Raw genomic sequence first — 15,602 nt, 5'->3', positions numbered from 1 at the left:
CTCAGTTTATCAGCGAAATTTCAATTATATCAGCGAAAAGACCACCAATATCAGCGAAAACACCACTTTTATCAGCGATTTTGAAAAAATATCAGCGAACTTCCATTATCCCCCCATCCAAGCGGGATAGCCCCGAATGTGGTTTGGTTGGAATTGCCTGTAGCAGGTAGGTGACGAATTGTTTGATGAAAAAGCAGCATACCTAAATGGCTGCTGCTTTCGTATAAACGCTGGAATGAAGGTATAAGTAACGGTTCCTCTTTATCGTAGTAAATTTCAAACCCGCTTTTATTATGTACTGCTTACCCCTCCACACTCTTCTTCAAATAACTCTCAAACAATAAATCGATCAGCAGCATGAGCGTCGATCTTGCTGTGATATCATACCCAGCGAACTTCACTTTCCCAACCGTCATGCTGAGGTTCGTGTTGACCATGCTGCCGAGCGTAGAGTCCGATGAGTTCGTGATCGCGGCGGTGTCTGCGACCAAGTAAGAAAGCTTTTCAGCTGCGTGGATGAGCGTTTTTGTTTCGCCACTTGTCGAGATGAAAAATACGAGGTCGTCTGCCTTCACCATGTTTGGAAGAAGGTCGATCATGTGCGATTCGTATGTATAGTGCGTCTGCTTGTTCGTCTGCATGAGCAGCTTACTGAAGTATTCGGCCATCATTTTTGACAAACCTACCCCGACGACGATGACGCGATTCGCTTGATGGATTCGCTCGCTCAGACGGTCGAGCTCATGAAGCTGAATCGTTTCAAACGCTTGAACGAAGCCCTTTTTGTAGCTTTCGATCGGGTTTTCTTCAAGCTCTCCGCTCTCTTCATCCGCGCTTTTCAGTTTATATTTCAGTTCAGAAAATCCTTCTAATCCTAGCTTATGTGACATCCTGACGACGGTCGTCGTGCTCACGTTGTTCACTTTAGCGATTTCCGTTAGTGAGAGATTCTTCGCCTCTGTTAAATGCTGATCGATGTAATAGAGCACCTGCTTTTCTGTCGGCGTTAAGTTCGCAAGGCTATTACCAAACTGATCAATGATCTTGCCCATGTGATTGCTCCTTTTTTCGAAATATGCTCGTTTCAGTATAGCATGCTGACGCGTCAGTCTGTACAATTGTACAGACAATGTACAGAAACACCCGTTGTTTTCATGATAAAACAATATTATAAGAACTTGTAAGTGTTTTCATATCGGAATAGATAGGAGTGACGAGATGCAACTAAGACAGATGACGAATCAAAATTTAATCTTGTTCGACGTTGAAGCAGAGAGTAAAGAACAAGTGATCAAACAGCTTATTTCAAATTTAGTAAAGGAAGGCTATGTTGAATCGGAACAGCCATTTTTGGAAGCGGTTTTAAAGCGTGAAGAGCTATCACCGACCGGAATGGAGAGAGGGCTTGCGATACCTCACGGAAAATCATCCGCGGTGAAAAAAGCAACGTTCGCCGTAGCGCGCCTGAAGACGCCGCTTGAAGATTGGGAGAGCATCGATCCTACGAACAAGGTACAACTCGTATTTTTGATAGCGATTCCAGAAAGTGAAGCGGGTTCCACACACCTAGAAGTATTGTCCACATTGAGTACGAACTTAATGCGCGATGGCTATATGGAAGGGTTGATGGCGACAAATAGCGCAGAGGAATTTCTATCTCGACTAGATATTAAAGAGAAAGAAGAAGTTAGTGAAGAAAAAGAATACACGAAAACGGTCGTTGCTATCACAGCATGTGCGACAGGTATCGCCCATACGTACATGGCAGCAGAAGCGCTTGAAAAAGCGGGGCGAGAACTCGGTATCAATGTACTCGTTGAAAAGCAAGGTGCAAACGGAATTGAAGATGAGCTTACAGCACCCGTGATCGAAAAAGCTGACGCGGTCATCTTCGCAACAGACATTGCACCAAAGCAGAAAGAGCGATTTAAAGGAAAGAACTACGTTCAAACGCGCGTTGCTGAACCGTTGAAACATAGTAAGGACATGCTTCAAAGAGCACTATCGAAACCGGACGGTGTTGTCGAAACGAACGGGGAAGAGGAAGAATCTAAGTCCACTGGATCAAACGGTGGCGGATTCCTAAAAGACGCGGTACAAGCGGTTATGACAGGGATCTCTTACATGATTCCGGTCATCGTAGCAGCTGGTCTTATGATGGGGATCGCAAAGCTTGGCGCGATGCCATTTGGTCTCGTGAATGAAATTCATGAAGCGAAATATGCAACACACTCAAATGAACTATTCGTGATCCTGCACCACCTCGATAAGTTTGGCGTCTTGATCTTTAAGTTCATGTACCCGATCTTTGCAGCATTCGTCGCGTACTCACTCGCTGACCGTGTTGGGTTAGTGGCAGGCTTTATCGGAGGCGCATTCGCAGGCGGCCTTCACCATACGTTCTGGGGAATCGAAGGCATTCCATCAGGATTCTTAGGAGCTCTTATCCTCGGTCTAGCAGCAGGATACATCTCCCGTTTCTTAAATCAAAAGATTCAGCTCAGCAAGAACTTCCAGGCGATGAAACCGATGTTCCTCATCCCTGCAATCAGTGTTCTATCGATCTTCTTTTTAAACTTTTATGTAATCGATCCCGTATTTGGAGGACTGAACGTTGTTCTTCGTAACTGGATCGAATCCGCTCAAGGAACAGGGGACGTTGTGCTAGCGTCGATCATCGCTTCTGCAACAGCATTTGACCTTGGCGGACCGATCAACAAAGCAGCTGGTGCGATCGCAATCGGACTCGCAGCAGATCAAGTATATCCGTTAACAGCACGTGTTCTTGCGATCGTTATTCCGCCAATTGGACTTGGACTCGCAACGGTTATCGATAAGTACGTTGTCGGTCGTCGCGTATTTGAAGCTGACCTTCGTGTCGCAGGAAACACGGCATTACTTCTCGGATTCATCGCGATCAGTGAAGGAGCGATTCCGTTCATGCTTCGTAACCCTCTCATCACGATCCCAATCAACATCATCGGTGCGATCGTTGGTGCGAGTACGGCAGTTCTACTAGGTGCCGTTCAGTGGCTCCCGCTCCCAGCATTCTGGGGCTGGCCGCTCGTCGATAACCTATGGGCATACCTATTAGGCCTGATCGTTGGTGCATCGTTCATCGCATTCGCGAACATCTTCATCCGTTTTGCGATGATCAAAAAACGAGAGCTTCAAGCAAACTAAATCACATAGAGGGCGCATCTTGAAAAAGAGTGCCCTTTTTCTTTTAAAAGGTACTGGAGGGAACTAGATTGAAACAGAAAAAAGTATACGTCGTACCGCACTCCCACTGGGACCGTGAGTGGTATTTCACAATAGAAGATTCGAACCTTTTACTCGTTGAAAATATGGATCGCTTGATGGACGTGATGGAAAAAGACCCGGATTACACGGGCTACGTGTTCGACGCGCAGTCTTCCATCATCGATGAATATTTACGCATTCGACCAGAGGAAAAAGAGCGCCTTAGCACGTTGATCAAAGAAAAGCGCATCTACGTAGGACCATGGTACACACAGGCGGATTCGCTCCTCGTAAACAAAGAATCGCTCATCCGTAATTTGCTTTACGGAACGCGAATCGCAGAAAAAATGGGTCACAGCATGAACATCGGCTACCTCCCAGACATTTTTGGGCAAAACACGTATTTGCCATCGCTATTTAGAGAGTTTGGGATCGACTACAGTATTTTACAGCGTGGCATCTACACAGGTCAGTTGAACGGTGACCTGAACTTTCACTGGACGTCTCCGGACGGTGCGAGTATCAAAACGAACAACATGTACTTCGGCTATGGACCTGGGAAGTTTCTTTCTTCAGACGATGACTATATGGAAGAGCGTTTGCTGCCGATCTTAGATAAAATTTCAGCGCTGAATAAAAGCACGGATAACCTCTTGCTTCCTTCAGGCGGTGATCAGGTGCTCGTTCGTGAGCATTTCCCTGAGACCGTGAAGGCACTGAACGAGAAAGACGACAAGCATGAATACGTGTTGTCAGACTTTGAAACGTTCATGGAAGAAACGTTTAAGGATGGCGATTTTACAAACGAAATACAGGGCGAACTCATCGCAACGCAGAAGTCACGGATTCACAACACGATCCGCTCACAGCGCTATGACATCAAGAAGCTGAACGATATCGCTGAGAAGAAGATTATCAACGAACTCGAGCCGCTCGGAAGCATCGCGAGTACGCTCGGCTTCAAGTATCCGAAAGCATGGCTCGATGAGATGTGGAAGATGCTGTTCGACGTCCACGCCCACGACAGCATCGGAGGCTGTAACTCTGATGATACGAATCAGGAGATCGTAAACCGACTAACAAAAGTCATCCGCATGGCCGACGGTTGCTTGAACCTACTGAAAAAACAAATGACTGAAGCGGTGAGCCGTAAGCTCGGGAAAGACTCCGTACTCGTTTTGTTCCACCTGCTGCCGAGTCCGTTTGAAGGCTCACAGAAGGCGGTTCTTTTCACAAGAGAGAAGGAGCTTTCAGTGAAGACGATGAATGGGGAAAACGTTCCGTTCGATACGCTGAAACAAGAGTATATCAGCGGTGGAAAGACGATCGTCGTGACGGCTGAGGGTGAAAAGCAGGTGGAAGCACCTGGCTACTACAGAAGTGAAGTGCTCCTTCATGAACTTGAGCTGCCTGCGATGGGGTATCAGACGTATGAAGTGGTTGAAGGTGAAGGAGTTACCGCGAGCGTAGAAACTGGGAAAGAAATTGAGAACGAGGCGTTTTCGATCAGCGAGGAAAACGGTACGCTTCTGCTTCACATCAAAGCGAACGATGTGACGATTCCGAACTTCCTGCGCTTTGAAGACGTTGCGGACGCAGGCGATTCATATGACTTCTCCCCGTTAGATGGCGACGAGCCGATCTTCACTTCTGAAGTGGATCGAGTTTCTGTTACGAGGCATGCTCGCGTAGAAGTAATGGATGTTCAGCATTCGCTAATGGTACCAGCTGATCTTGAAGAGCGAAAAGCTGGCATCACCACTAAAGAGCTCGTGATTCGCTCAAGCTTCGAGCTTCACCAAAACGAAGCGTTCATTCGAGTGAACCATCACATCGATAATGACGTGAAAGACCACAGAGTAAGCGTGCTGCTAAAAACGTCGCTTGAAAAACCGGAGAACTCCTTCGGTGATCAAGGATTCAGCTTGATTCAGCGCCCGACGGTTAACCCGTACATGGCGAACTGGAGAGAGCAGAAGTTCGCAGAAGCACCTGTCCCGATCTATCCGCTCGAAAACCTTGCTGGTGCGACGAATGGCGAGCTAACGTCAGCTGTTGTGACAAAAGGGATCAAAGAGTATCAGCTTTTAAAAGAAACAGGAGAACTCGCGCTAACCCTATTCAGAAGCGTTCGCCTGCTTGGAAGAGACGACCTCGCATGGCGTCCTGGTCGCGCATCAGGGATCAACAACAAAGTCGTGTATACACCTGACGCCGAGATGCAGGGCGAGATGACGTTCGAATACGCGCTTCATTTTGCAGAAGGATTCGATGAGTCTTCACTATTCCGTCTCGTCGATCAGTACAACGACCACGGTGTGAGCTATCAGAAGCAAAACCTGAACACATTTGAAGAGCGATTGGATCGCTTTGAAATTCCGTATCCGGTCGATGCGCTGCCAACAGAATTCAGCTTGCTCAACGCTTCGAACGAGAATGTTTTCATTAGCTCGATAAAACAAGCGTACGATGATCAAAATCTTATTCTTCGCCTGTTTAACCCGACGAATGAAGAACAGCTCGTTGCGCTAACGAGTGATTCGATCGAGTCGATCATGCAAACGAAGCTCGATGAAAAGGATGGAAACGTGATCGAAGGCGACGTAACAGTAGCGCCGAAAGGGTATGTGACGCTTAACGTAAAGGTGGATGTGCGATGAAGTTTAAAGAGAAGGTCGAGAGTTTACTCCAAACCATTTATGGTGAGGAGTATTCTCCGTCATACAAAGAAGAAATCGTGAACATGGTCGAGGAATGGAAGAAGAAGGATTGGAAGGACATTTCTCCATTAACAGAGAAGAACGTGTACCTCATTACGTATGGAGACGCGATTCGTCAGGGTGATGAGCCTACTCTTCAGACGCTCAATACGTTTATAAACGAATACGCAAAAAATGAGATCACGGACGTTCATCTGCTGCCGATGTTCCCGTATACGTCTGACGATGGGTTTTCGGTTGTGGATTACCGTGAGATTCATCCGGATCTAGGCGACTGGTCTGATGTCGAGCGTCTTTCAGAGAACTACCGTCTTATGTTTGATTTCGTGACGAACCACATGTCGAAATCAAGCAAGTGGTTTCAGGGGTACTTGAACGATGATCCGACGTATGCGAACTATTTTATCCGTGAAGAAGAAGGTTTCGATGCGTCGAACGTTGTTCGTCCGCGTACGTCCCCCCTTTTCCATCATTACGAAAACGGTAAAACAGCATGGACAACCTTCAGTGAAGATCAGGTCGATATCAACTTCAGGCATTTCCCAGCGTTACTTGAGATGACGACGATACTGCTAGAGTATGCGTACCGCGGAGGGACGAGTATCCGACTCGATGCGATCGGATTTATGTGGAAGGAATCCGGCACAACATCGATTCACCTGCCGCAGACGCATGCGATCATTCAGCTGTGGCGCGAACTGTTAGAAGAGCTTGAACTCAACACGATTCTTATCACGGAGACGAACGTTCCGCACAAAGAGAACATCAGCTATTTCGGTAACGGAGAAAACGAAGCGCATATGGTGTATCAGTTCTCGCTGCCGCCACTCGTGCTCCACACGTTCACAACACATAACACCCGTACGCTCACGGACTGGGCGAAAACGATCGAGAAAGTGTCTGATCAAGCAACGTACTTCAATTTTCTTGCGAGTCACGACGGCATCGGCATGCGTCCGACGGAGGGGATCTTAGAAGAAGAAGAGCGGGTTGCACTTGCGGATAAAGTGCTAGAAAACGGTGGACGCGTTTCGTATAAAAGTAACCCTGACGGCACAGAGTCACCATATGAACTGAACATCAACTACATGGATGCGCTCATCAATCCTGACGAAACTGATGAAGATACGCAGATTCAAAAAATGCTTGCTGCGCATTCGATTCTCTTTTCTGTGATGGGTGTGCCAGCGGTTTACTACCATTCTCTACTAGGTTCAGAGAATGACTACGAAGGACTCGAATCATCTGGGATTAACCGACGCATCAATCGTGAAAAGTTTCAGTATGATGAGCTTGTTGAAGAGTTAGCGTCCTCAAAGAGGCGGCATGAGGTGTTCAATGGTATGAAAAACTTGATTCGTCTTCGCCAGAACGAACCAGCATTTTCTCCTTTCGCAGAGCAAGAAATCATCGATGTGGATGAAAAGGTATTTTCATTGATTCGTAGAAATGAAGGTGAAGAGGTTTTGTTCGTTGTAAACGCAGCGAATGAGGAGGTTTCGGTCGAACTTCCGTATGGTGGGCATGACGTAATCAGTCAGAAAAACGTTGAGAAGTCTGTCACACTATCTCCTTATCAATACATGTGGATTAAATCGTAAAGGGTGATGAAATGAACATCGTCATCGCACCAGATTCATTTAAAGAGAGTTTAACAGCGAAAGAAGTGTGCGACGCTGTACAAAAGGGGTTTCTGAAGGTGTATCCTGAAGCCTCCTTTACACATCTTCCTGTCGGGGATGGTGGTGAAGGAACGGTTCAATCGGTCGTCGATGCGACAGAGGGTAAGATTATCACGCAAGAAGTCACAGGTCCACTTGGAAAAAAGGTAGAAGCCTTCTACGGAATAACGGGTGACGGGAAGACAGCGATCATCGAGATGGCAGCTGCTTCTGGGCTTCATCTCGTTCCAAGAGGTGAGCGGAACCCGCTCGTGACGACGACGTTTGGAACCGGTGAACTGATTCTAGGCGCACTGAATTACGGTGTCGAACGGATCGTGCTCGGTCTCGGAGGTTCCGCGACGAACGATGGTGGCGCAGGCATGGCACAGGCTCTCGGTGTTCGGTTGCTAGATTCAAAAGGTGAAGAACTGCCTTTTGGGGGCAAAGCATTAGCGAAACTTCATTCCATCGATGCGACTAGACTCGATAGCCGCTTGAAAGAAGTTTCGATCGAAGCTGCGTGTGATGTGACGAACCCAATGACTGGGGAGAGCGGTGCTTCTGCTGTATTCGGGCCGCAAAAAGGAGCTACACAAGAGATGGTTAGCGAACTAGATGCGTGTCTCGCCCATTATGCAAAAGTGATTCAGAGAGACTTAGGGAAATCCGTTAGTGACAAGGCCGGTGCTGGAGCGGCCGGAGGACTTGGTGCTGGCATCCTCGCTTTTCTTGACGGAGAATTACGTAGCGGAATTGATCTTGTCCTCGATGTAATTGGATTTGAAAACCGCATCAACGGTGCTGACCTTTTAATAACGGGAGAGGGACGCATCGATTCACAGACGATTCATGGAAAAGCTCCGGTCGGTGTCGCAAAACGAGCGAAGGCGCTTCATAACCTACCAGTTATTGCGATTGCAGGAAGTATTGGAGAGGGTTATGAAGCGGTCTTTGATCACGGCATCGATGCCGCGTTTAGCGTGGTGAATGGTGTGGTGACGCTTGATGAGGCGCTTCGGAATGGCGCTCTGAATGTGGAGAGGACTGCTGAGAATGTTGCGCAAGTGTTGAAGGTTAATAGAAAGTGATTATAAGAAGATAAATTGAGGGAAGAGCAGGCACTGGGGTATCTAGTGAGTGACCCGCTTGTTCACCTTTCAAGAATCAGGCAGCCAAAAAAGGCTGCCTGATTTTTTTATTTTTACAGAAGAAACCTCAGTAAAACAGCGCTTCTACAACTACTAAGACAACTCCAAAACAATTTTTTACAAATCACCGATTGACTCTTCTAGAATACCAGTGTACTATGTAACTAATACACCAACACATTAAGGGGAGTTGTAAAATGATGAATTGGAGCGGGCTGTTTCGTAAGGAATTTCGTGTGACGAGAACGTTTTTATTTGCCGTGATTGCGTTTGACATAGTGATGATGATTGGGATCTTTGTGGCATCAGAAAGATGGGAAGTGCCCTATCTGACCGCAATAGTTGGAGGCGTACTCGCTTTTATGCACATGTTCTTCCTGCCCATTTACTTATTGATTAGTTTGAACAGTGAAGGACGGAAGCTGCATCTCTGGCTTCATAATCCACAGTCTGGTTCGCGTCTTATTGGCGCAAAAGTGCTGAATGGATTACTCGCACTGTTGATTTCACTCGTTGTTGTCAGTGTTCTGTCTCTCATAGCGTTTAACCTTGAGACAGCTGACATTGTGCTTCCGATCGACAACGTTTGGCTGCTAGGAGCTTACGTTTTAGCCGTCATTTTGGCAGGTGCCCTCACGATGGGGATTTGGGTTACCTTTTATTGGACGGCGTATCAAGTGTTGAAAACGTATATCGGGCGCTGGGCGCTGCTTGTTGTTCTTGTGCTTATCGGTTTGATCAGCTGGTTTGGAGGATGGTTTAGCGGAACGCGTGCTGGAGAAGTATTGATGGACTGGGGTTACGTTCAATTTCCGTCTCCATTAAGTATGGAAGTGACGCAGGAAACGTTTGAAATATCCACGTCTACGGTTCCATTTCCAATTGGAAACGTGATTTTCGATACAATCCTCTTAGTCGTTATTTTCTTCGTAACAAGTTGGTTACTTGATCGAAAAGTGGAGGTGTAAGGAATGGGAGAAGAGTTTAATCCCTCAAAGCCGATTTACTTGCAGCTCGTAGATCGCATTAGCTGGGAAATTATTAAAGGCGAAAGGAAAGCCGGTGAAAAGCTTCCTTCTGTAAGGGAAATGGCGATTCAATCGGGTGTGAATCCAAATACAGTGTCACGCACTTACAATGAACTGGAGAGGATGGAGATCGTGGAGACAAAACGAGGGCAAGGAACATTTGTAACCGAGGAAAAAGAAAGACTTAGCGAACTTCGAGAAGAGCTGAAACTCAACCACATCCAGAATTTCATTGAAGAAATGAAGCAGATGGGATTTTCATCAGAAGATATGATCGATGGCATCAGAACGTACGTCACGAATGAAAAGGAGAATAACGCATGATTACTTTTGAGAATGTGTCAAAACGGTATTTAACAAAACGTGCCCTGTCAGATGTGAATATAACGATACCAGAAGGAAAGCTCATCGGTCTCGTTGGATCGAACGGCAGCGGGAAATCGACGTTTATGAAGATGATCGCAGGCCTTGTTGGACCTACTGAAGGAAACGTAACGATCGACGAAGTGCCTGTCACGAGGCGAACAGCGGATAAAGTTGCTTATCTCTCAGAGTTAGATGAATATTACTCCTTTTATTCTGTGAAAGAAACGATCTCCTTTTTTGCAAGTCAGTTCGCTGATTTTAAAACAGAAAAGGCGTACGAGATTCTCGATTTTATGGAAGTTGATCGCGAACAGAAGGTAAAGCATCTCTCGAAAGGGAACCGTGGAAGGGTGAAAATCGCCCTCACGCTTGCGCGAGATGTTCCGATCATTCTGATGGATGAGCCGCTATCCGGACTTGACCCGATGGTAAGAGATTCAATTGTAAAAGGGTTGCTTTCTTTTATTGATCTAGAAAAACAAACCGTCATCATCACGACGCATGAAGTGGCGGAGATCGAGCCGTTGCTCGAGATGGTCATTGCGATTCGAAACGGGAAAGTTCTTGCGCTTGAAGACGTTGAAACGATTCGTGAGCGCGATGGTATGAGAATCGTCGATTGGTTGAAAAAACAGTATCAGGAGGAAGTGTGAGCATGGCGGTAGAACCAGTCGTTCAAATACGTGACGTATCAAAGGTGATCGGAAAGAAAAAGATCATTGATCAGCTGTCGTTCGATGTTTACCCTGGCGAAGTGTTTGGGTTTCTAGGACCGAACGGGGCAGGGAAGACAACGACGATCCGTATGATGGTCGGTCTGATGAAGATGACGGAAGGTGAGATCCTCATCGACGGCAGCAGCATTACAACGGACTATGAAGATGCCATCGTAAATGTTGGAGCGATCGTTGAAAATCCTGAGATGTACAAATTTCTAACGGGATACCAAAACCTCGTGCACTATGCCCGAATGATGAAGGGAATCTCGAAGGAAAGAATCCAAGAAGTCGTTAAACTTGTTGGACTCGAAGGGCGGATTCATGAGAAAGTAAAAGGCTATTCGCTCGGCATGAGGCAGCGACTGGGTCTTGCGCAGGCGCTTCTTCATCGTCCGAAGCTCCTCATTCTCGACGAGCCAACGAATGGCCTTGATCCAGCGGGGATTCGTGAGATCAGACAATACCTCCGAACGCTTGCACGAGAGGAAAACGTGGCTGTGGTGGTCTCGAGTCACCTACTCTCTGAAATCGAGCTCATGTGTGATCGCATCGGCATTATTCAAGCTGGGAAAATGGTCGATGTGCAGCGCGTGAACGACTTCGTTCAGAAGGACCAAACGGTGATGGTGTCGTTTGAAGTAGACCCTGTGAACCACGCCGTTCATGCCATCAAAGCGAACTTTCCTGATGCGGAGGTCGAGCAACGCGATCGAACAATGATGGTGAAGTTGGAGCATGAACTTATTCCAGACGTAACAGTCGCGTTAGTTGAAAAAGGGATTCGCATCTATGGAATTCAATCGTCTGTGAAAACATTAGAGGATGTTTTCCTTGAAGTGACAGGGGGTGAGCAAGTTGTCTAGTATGCTCCACTTAATTCAAAATGAAAACATGAAAATCTATCGAAGAGTTGGGACATGGGTGATGCTCGGGCTGATTGTCATTGGCGTTCTGCTCGCAACCATTTTTACGAATCTTGCGGGAGATGAAAGAACGACTGATTGGCGATCGAACACGGAAACTGCTATTCAGCAATCGGAGGAAAGCTTACAAAACTCAGAAGGTATGCCAACTGCCTTTAAATCCGAGATGGAGCGAAGTATTGCCATTAATGAATACCGTCTCGCAAATGATATTCCACCTTTAGAAAGTGACTCGATTTGGAGTCTGATGGATAATTCCATCAGCTTGGTCAGTTTGATCTCCATCTTTACGATCATTATTGGTGCAGGAATCATAGCAAGCGAATATTCATGGGGGACGATTAAGCTCCTCTTGATCAGACCCGCTACGCGTACGAAGATACTTGCTTCAAAATTTATCGCAACGCTGATGTTTGCAGTACTGTCTCTCGTAATCTTATACATTTCCTCATTTATCATAGGAGGGATCGGCCTTGGCTTTGGTGCGGTGGATCAACCGTACTTAACGTATAAGGGTGGAGAAGTGTCCGAAATGAGCATGGCAGTTCATTTTATCATCGAGTATGCGCTTGCGAGTGTGAACTTACTTATGATGGTGACGTTCGCCTTCATGCTATCGAGCATCTTCCGGAGTTCATCCCTTGCGATCGGGTTAGCGATCTTCTTAATGTTCACCGGCAGTCAGCTCACATTCTTTCTTAGTCAGTATGACTGGGTGAAATACATTCTGTTCGCAAATACGGATTTAAGCGTCTACTTCGACGGGGCTCCAATCATTGAAAGCATGACGCTAGGATTCTCGTTAGTAACACTGCTTGTCTATTTAATCGTGTTTTTATCATTGTCATGGCTGCTGTTCACGAAGCGGGATGTAGCTGCATAAAGAAGAAGCCGATCAGGATAACCTGGTCGGCTTTTTTCATCCAACAACAACCAAACAGAACCAATTGATAAAGTGTGTAGTAAGGGAACATCGAACGGTCCACTATATCCCGTTAGTCCCGTTTTGTCCCATGACTTACCCGGTTAAACAAGGTTTCCATACAAAGAACCCCCTTTGTTTTCACCGTTTTTTGAAGAATTAAAATGTTGGCACGGAACTTGCTTGTATAAAAGTAGCGGTAAAAATAAAAGGGGGAACTATTCATGAAGAGAAAGCCAGGATTTTTGTTAGCCATACTTCCAATTGTCTCGATGTTGCTGTTGCTAGGTATTGGGTACGGGGTGTTTCATCTGCGTGCTGAGCCATTATTGATTACAGCGGCGATTATTGCAGCGATCATCGGAAAGTCACTTGGCGTGTCGTGGAATGAGATGCAGGATGGCATCGTCGAAAAGACGGCGAAAGCGATGCCGGCCATTTTAATCTTGATTACGGTAGGTGTGTTGATTGGGACGTGGATGCTATCTGGGACGATCCCATTGATGATCTTCTACGGAATTGAACTCATCAATCCTAGTTACTTGTTGATCACAGCATTCATCGTAACAGCAGTCGTATCGACGTTCACTGGAACGTCTTGGGGCTCTGCGGGTACGATCGGTGTTGCGATCATGGGGATCGCGATCGTTCAAGGTGTTTCGTTACCGATGACGGCTGGAGCGGTGGTCGCGGGTGCTTACTTTGGTGACAAGCTATCACCACTTTCTGATACAACGAACCTTGCACCAGCTGCAGCGGGAAGTGAGTTGTATGAGCATATCAGACATATGCTGTACACCTCGATTCCAGCAGCGTTAGTCGGCTTGATCATTTATTTCTTTGTTGGAAAATCTGCGCTTACGGGTGATAGTGGGAACGAAGAAAAGCTTGAGATGATGACGTCGACGCTAGGGACAATGTTCGATTGGAACATTTTATTGATACTACCTGTCATCATCGTGCTCGGTGGGTCGATCATGAAGTTTCCAACGATTCCAGTTATGCTGTCGTCTTCGATTGTTGCGATATTACTTGGACTCGTGTTCCAAGGTGTGACGCTTGAAAGTGCGTTTCTTGCAAGTGTGAATGGATTTAACGTTGAGATGATGGCAGCATCGATGGACCCAGCGACTATTGCTCCAGAAGTTGCGAACTTGATGAACCGTGGCGGAATGAGTTCAATGATGGGCACCACGCTTATCGCGTTTTGTGCGTTTTCCTTTGCTGGGGTGTTGAGTAAAATCGGCGCGCTTGAAGTTGTACTTGCAAAGGTTAATGAAAAAGCGAAGTCAACAGGCAGCATGGTCCTTGCGACAGTGCTTTCGTGTATTACGATGGCGGTCACAACGGGTAGTTCTTATCTATCAATCTTGATTCCAGGTGAACTCTTTAAAAATGTTTACAAAGAGAGAGGTCTTCACGCAAAGAACTTATCTCGTACGCTTGAGGATTCCGGAACAGTGGTCGTTCCAATCGTGCCATGGTCACTCGCTGGTGTGTACATGTCAAGCACGCTCGGAGTACCGGTTATCGAATACTTGCCATGGGCAATCATGTGTTACGTCGGGTTTATTTTTGCGATCTTGTTCGGGTTCACAGGCTTTTCGATTACAAAAGTAGAGAAGCAGCCTGGGGCGATGAAGGTCGATTCTGAGCAAGAAGCACAGTATAAAATTTAGTACGGGACGACAGGAGGATCATTCATGCTGAAGTTAATACAACAAACAAACGTCTACGCACCGGACTTTTTAGGAAAAAAAGATGTGCTGATTGCGGGTGACCGTATCGTCACGATCGAGGATTCGATCGAGTTGAGCGGCGTTGAGTTTGAAACCATTGATGGGACAGGCACCTCGTGCGTGCCTGGTTTCATCGATCGACACGTTCATATTACAGGTGGTGGAGGTGAAGGGGGCTTCTCCTCTTCGACTCCTGAAGTTCAGCTAGGTACGCTCGTCAGAAGTGGGATCACGACGGTCGTTGGGCTGCTTGGAACAAACGACATCGGACGAAACACGAAGAACTTGCTGTCGAAGGCGAAGGCACTTAGGGAAGAAGGCATGAACGCCTACATGTTAACCGGTGGCTATGGGTATCCATCGAACACCATTACCGGCGACCTTCGTGAAGATATTCTTTTCTTTCAAGAAGTGCTAGGGTTGAAGCTTGCGATCGAGGATCATCGTTCTTCTTACGTCACGAACGATGAACTGAAGCGTCTTGCTAGCTACACGAGAGTTGCATCCATGCTCGCTAAGAAAAAAGGATTCGTTCACCTTCACATGGGAAGCGGGAAGAATCACTATGAGCAAATCTATGAGGTTCTTGAAGAAACAGATTTTCCGATCAGCCTCTTCAGTCCTACGCATATCAATCGAACGGAAAGTCTATTAGAAGCTTCCATCGAATTTGGCAGACGCGGTGGGTTGCTCGATATTACAACGAACACGGTCACGAAAACTAGTTCAGGGTCATTAAGCCCAGCACAGGCGATGAAATACCTTATTGAAAACGGAGTGCCGACTGAGAACATCACAATGAGCTCGGATGCGAATGGTAGTCTTCCATCGTTTGATCAGGAAGGAAACTTGAATGGCCTTGCGGTGGCAGGATTTGAACCATCGCTACAAGCGTTCAAAGAACTCGTTCAAGTATGCGGACTACCAGTAGAAGAAGCGCTCAAACCGTTCACGATTACGCCTGCAAAGGGACTTGGACTAGCTGATGAGCGCGGCTCACTCCTTGAAGGCAATTACGCAGACTTACTTCTGCTTGATGATGAGCTGAACATTAAGGACGTGTATATCAACGGATCTGCTTTTATGAGAGAATACGAGATAACAAGATCAGGCGTGTTCGAATAGATACA

12 protein-coding genes are annotated in these 15,602 nt (G+C 46.7%); 11 read left to right on the top strand and 1 reads right to left on the bottom strand.

Annotated elements, in window-relative coordinates:
• Positions 1 to 302: 302 nt before the first annotated feature.
• Positions 303 to 1,052, bottom strand: a complete 750-nt coding sequence (locus ACXADT_RS19195) for a MurR/RpiR family transcriptional regulator (RefSeq protein WP_474832400.1) — start codon at positions 1,050 to 1,052, stop codon at positions 303 to 305.
• A gap of 166 nt (positions 1,053 to 1,218) precedes the next feature.
• On the opposite strand from ACXADT_RS19195, the gene ACXADT_RS19190 reads away from it, so the two are divergent.
• The 11 genes from ACXADT_RS19190 (at position 1,219) to iadA (ending at position 15,597) form a co-directional block, all read left to right on the top strand.
• Positions 1,219 to 3,183: a fructose-specific PTS transporter subunit EIIC gene (locus ACXADT_RS19190; RefSeq protein WP_474832399.1), complete on the top strand. Its 1,965-nt coding sequence runs from the start codon at positions 1,219 to 1,221 to the stop codon at positions 3,181 to 3,183.
• 68 nt (positions 3,184 to 3,251) lie between these two features.
• Positions 3,252 to 5,903 carry a glycoside hydrolase family 38 N-terminal domain-containing protein gene (locus ACXADT_RS19185; RefSeq protein WP_474832398.1) on the top strand — a complete coding sequence of 884 codons (2,652 nt, stop codon included), beginning with the start codon at positions 3,252 to 3,254 and terminating at the stop codon, positions 5,901 to 5,903.
• On the top strand, positions 5,900 to 7,564 hold the full coding sequence (locus ACXADT_RS19180) for an alpha-amylase family glycosyl hydrolase (protein WP_474832397.1): 1,665 nt from the start codon (positions 5,900 to 5,902) through the stop codon (positions 7,562 to 7,564). Before ACXADT_RS19185 ends, ACXADT_RS19180 begins: the two co-directional genes overlap by 4 nt.
• A gap of 11 nt (positions 7,565 to 7,575) precedes the next feature.
• Positions 7,576 to 8,715: a glycerate kinase gene (locus tag ACXADT_RS19175; protein WP_474832396.1), complete on the top strand. Its 1,140-nt coding sequence runs from the start codon at positions 7,576 to 7,578 to the stop codon at positions 8,713 to 8,715.
• A 257-nt stretch (positions 8,716 to 8,972) separates the two neighbouring features.
• Positions 8,973 to 9,743, top strand: coding sequence for a hypothetical protein (locus ACXADT_RS19170; RefSeq protein WP_474832395.1), 771 nt, complete (start codon positions 8,973 to 8,975; stop codon positions 9,741 to 9,743).
• A gap of 3 nt (positions 9,744 to 9,746) precedes the next feature.
• Positions 9,747 to 10,127, top strand: coding sequence for a GntR family transcriptional regulator (locus tag ACXADT_RS19165; protein ID WP_270181091.1), 381 nt, complete (start codon positions 9,747 to 9,749; stop codon positions 10,125 to 10,127).
• Entirely contained in the window at positions 10,124 to 10,822 is a 699-nt protein-coding gene (locus tag ACXADT_RS19160; RefSeq protein WP_474832394.1) for an ABC transporter ATP-binding protein, read from the top strand. The genes ACXADT_RS19165 and ACXADT_RS19160 overlap by 4 nt, the downstream gene beginning before the upstream one ends.
• A 2-nt stretch (positions 10,823 to 10,824) precedes the next feature.
• Positions 10,825 to 11,751: an ABC transporter ATP-binding protein gene (locus ACXADT_RS19155; RefSeq protein ID WP_474832393.1), complete on the top strand. Its 927-nt coding sequence runs from the start codon at positions 10,825 to 10,827 to the stop codon at positions 11,749 to 11,751.
• Between the two features lies 1 nt (position 11,752).
• A complete protein-coding gene (locus ACXADT_RS19150; protein WP_474834591.1) occupies positions 11,753 to 12,694 on the top strand; it encodes an ABC transporter permease in 942 nt (313 codons plus the stop codon).
• Positions 12,695 to 12,957: 263 nt separating this feature from the next.
• On the top strand, positions 12,958 to 14,412 hold the full coding sequence (nhaC, locus tag ACXADT_RS19145; RefSeq protein WP_474832392.1) for a Na+/H+ antiporter NhaC: 1,455 nt from the start codon (positions 12,958 to 12,960) through the stop codon (positions 14,410 to 14,412).
• A 24-nt stretch (positions 14,413 to 14,436) separates the two neighbouring features.
• Positions 14,437 to 15,597: a beta-aspartyl-peptidase gene (gene iadA / locus ACXADT_RS19140; protein ID WP_474832391.1), complete on the top strand. Its 1,161-nt coding sequence runs from the start codon at positions 14,437 to 14,439 to the stop codon at positions 15,595 to 15,597.
• The last annotated feature ends 5 nt before the right edge of the window (positions 15,598 to 15,602 follow it).

This window comes from Anaerobacillus sp. ABR4_321, from assembly GCF_056158505.1.
Note: the sequence above shows the minus strand (reverse complement) of the source record. Positions and strands in the feature narration are given on the sequence as shown.

Bases quoted from the DNA above. Each gene is read 5' to 3' on its own strand.
- ACXADT_RS19195 (WP_474832400.1), bottom strand. From the start codon at position 1,052: ATGGGCAAGATCATTGATCAGTTTGGTAATAGCCTTGCGAACTTAACG.
- ACXADT_RS19190 (WP_474832399.1), top strand. From the start codon at position 1,219: ATGCAACTAAGACAGATGACGAATCAAAATTTAATCTTGTTCGACGTT.
- ACXADT_RS19180 (WP_474832397.1), top strand. From the start codon at position 5,900: ATGAAGTTTAAAGAGAAGGTCGAGAGTTTACTCCAAACCATTTATGGT.
- ACXADT_RS19175 (WP_474832396.1), top strand. From the start codon at position 7,576: ATGAACATCGTCATCGCACCAGATTCATTTAAAGAGAGTTTAACAGCG.
- ACXADT_RS19170 (WP_474832395.1), top strand. From the start codon at position 8,973: ATGATGAATTGGAGCGGGCTGTTTCGTAAGGAATTTCGTGTGACGAGA.
- ACXADT_RS19165 (WP_270181091.1), top strand. From the start codon at position 9,747: ATGGGAGAAGAGTTTAATCCCTCAAAGCCGATTTACTTGCAGCTCGTA.
- ACXADT_RS19160 (WP_474832394.1), top strand. From the start codon at position 10,124: ATGATTACTTTTGAGAATGTGTCAAAACGGTATTTAACAAAACGTGCC.
- ACXADT_RS19155 (WP_474832393.1), top strand. From the start codon at position 10,825: ATGGCGGTAGAACCAGTCGTTCAAATACGTGACGTATCAAAGGTGATC.
- ACXADT_RS19150 (WP_474834591.1), top strand. From the start codon at position 11,753: ATGCTCCACTTAATTCAAAATGAAAACATGAAAATCTATCGAAGAGTT.
- nhaC (WP_474832392.1), top strand. From the start codon at position 12,958: ATGAAGAGAAAGCCAGGATTTTTGTTAGCCATACTTCCAATTGTCTCG.
- iadA (WP_474832391.1), top strand. From the start codon at position 14,437: ATGCTGAAGTTAATACAACAAACAAACGTCTACGCACCGGACTTTTTA.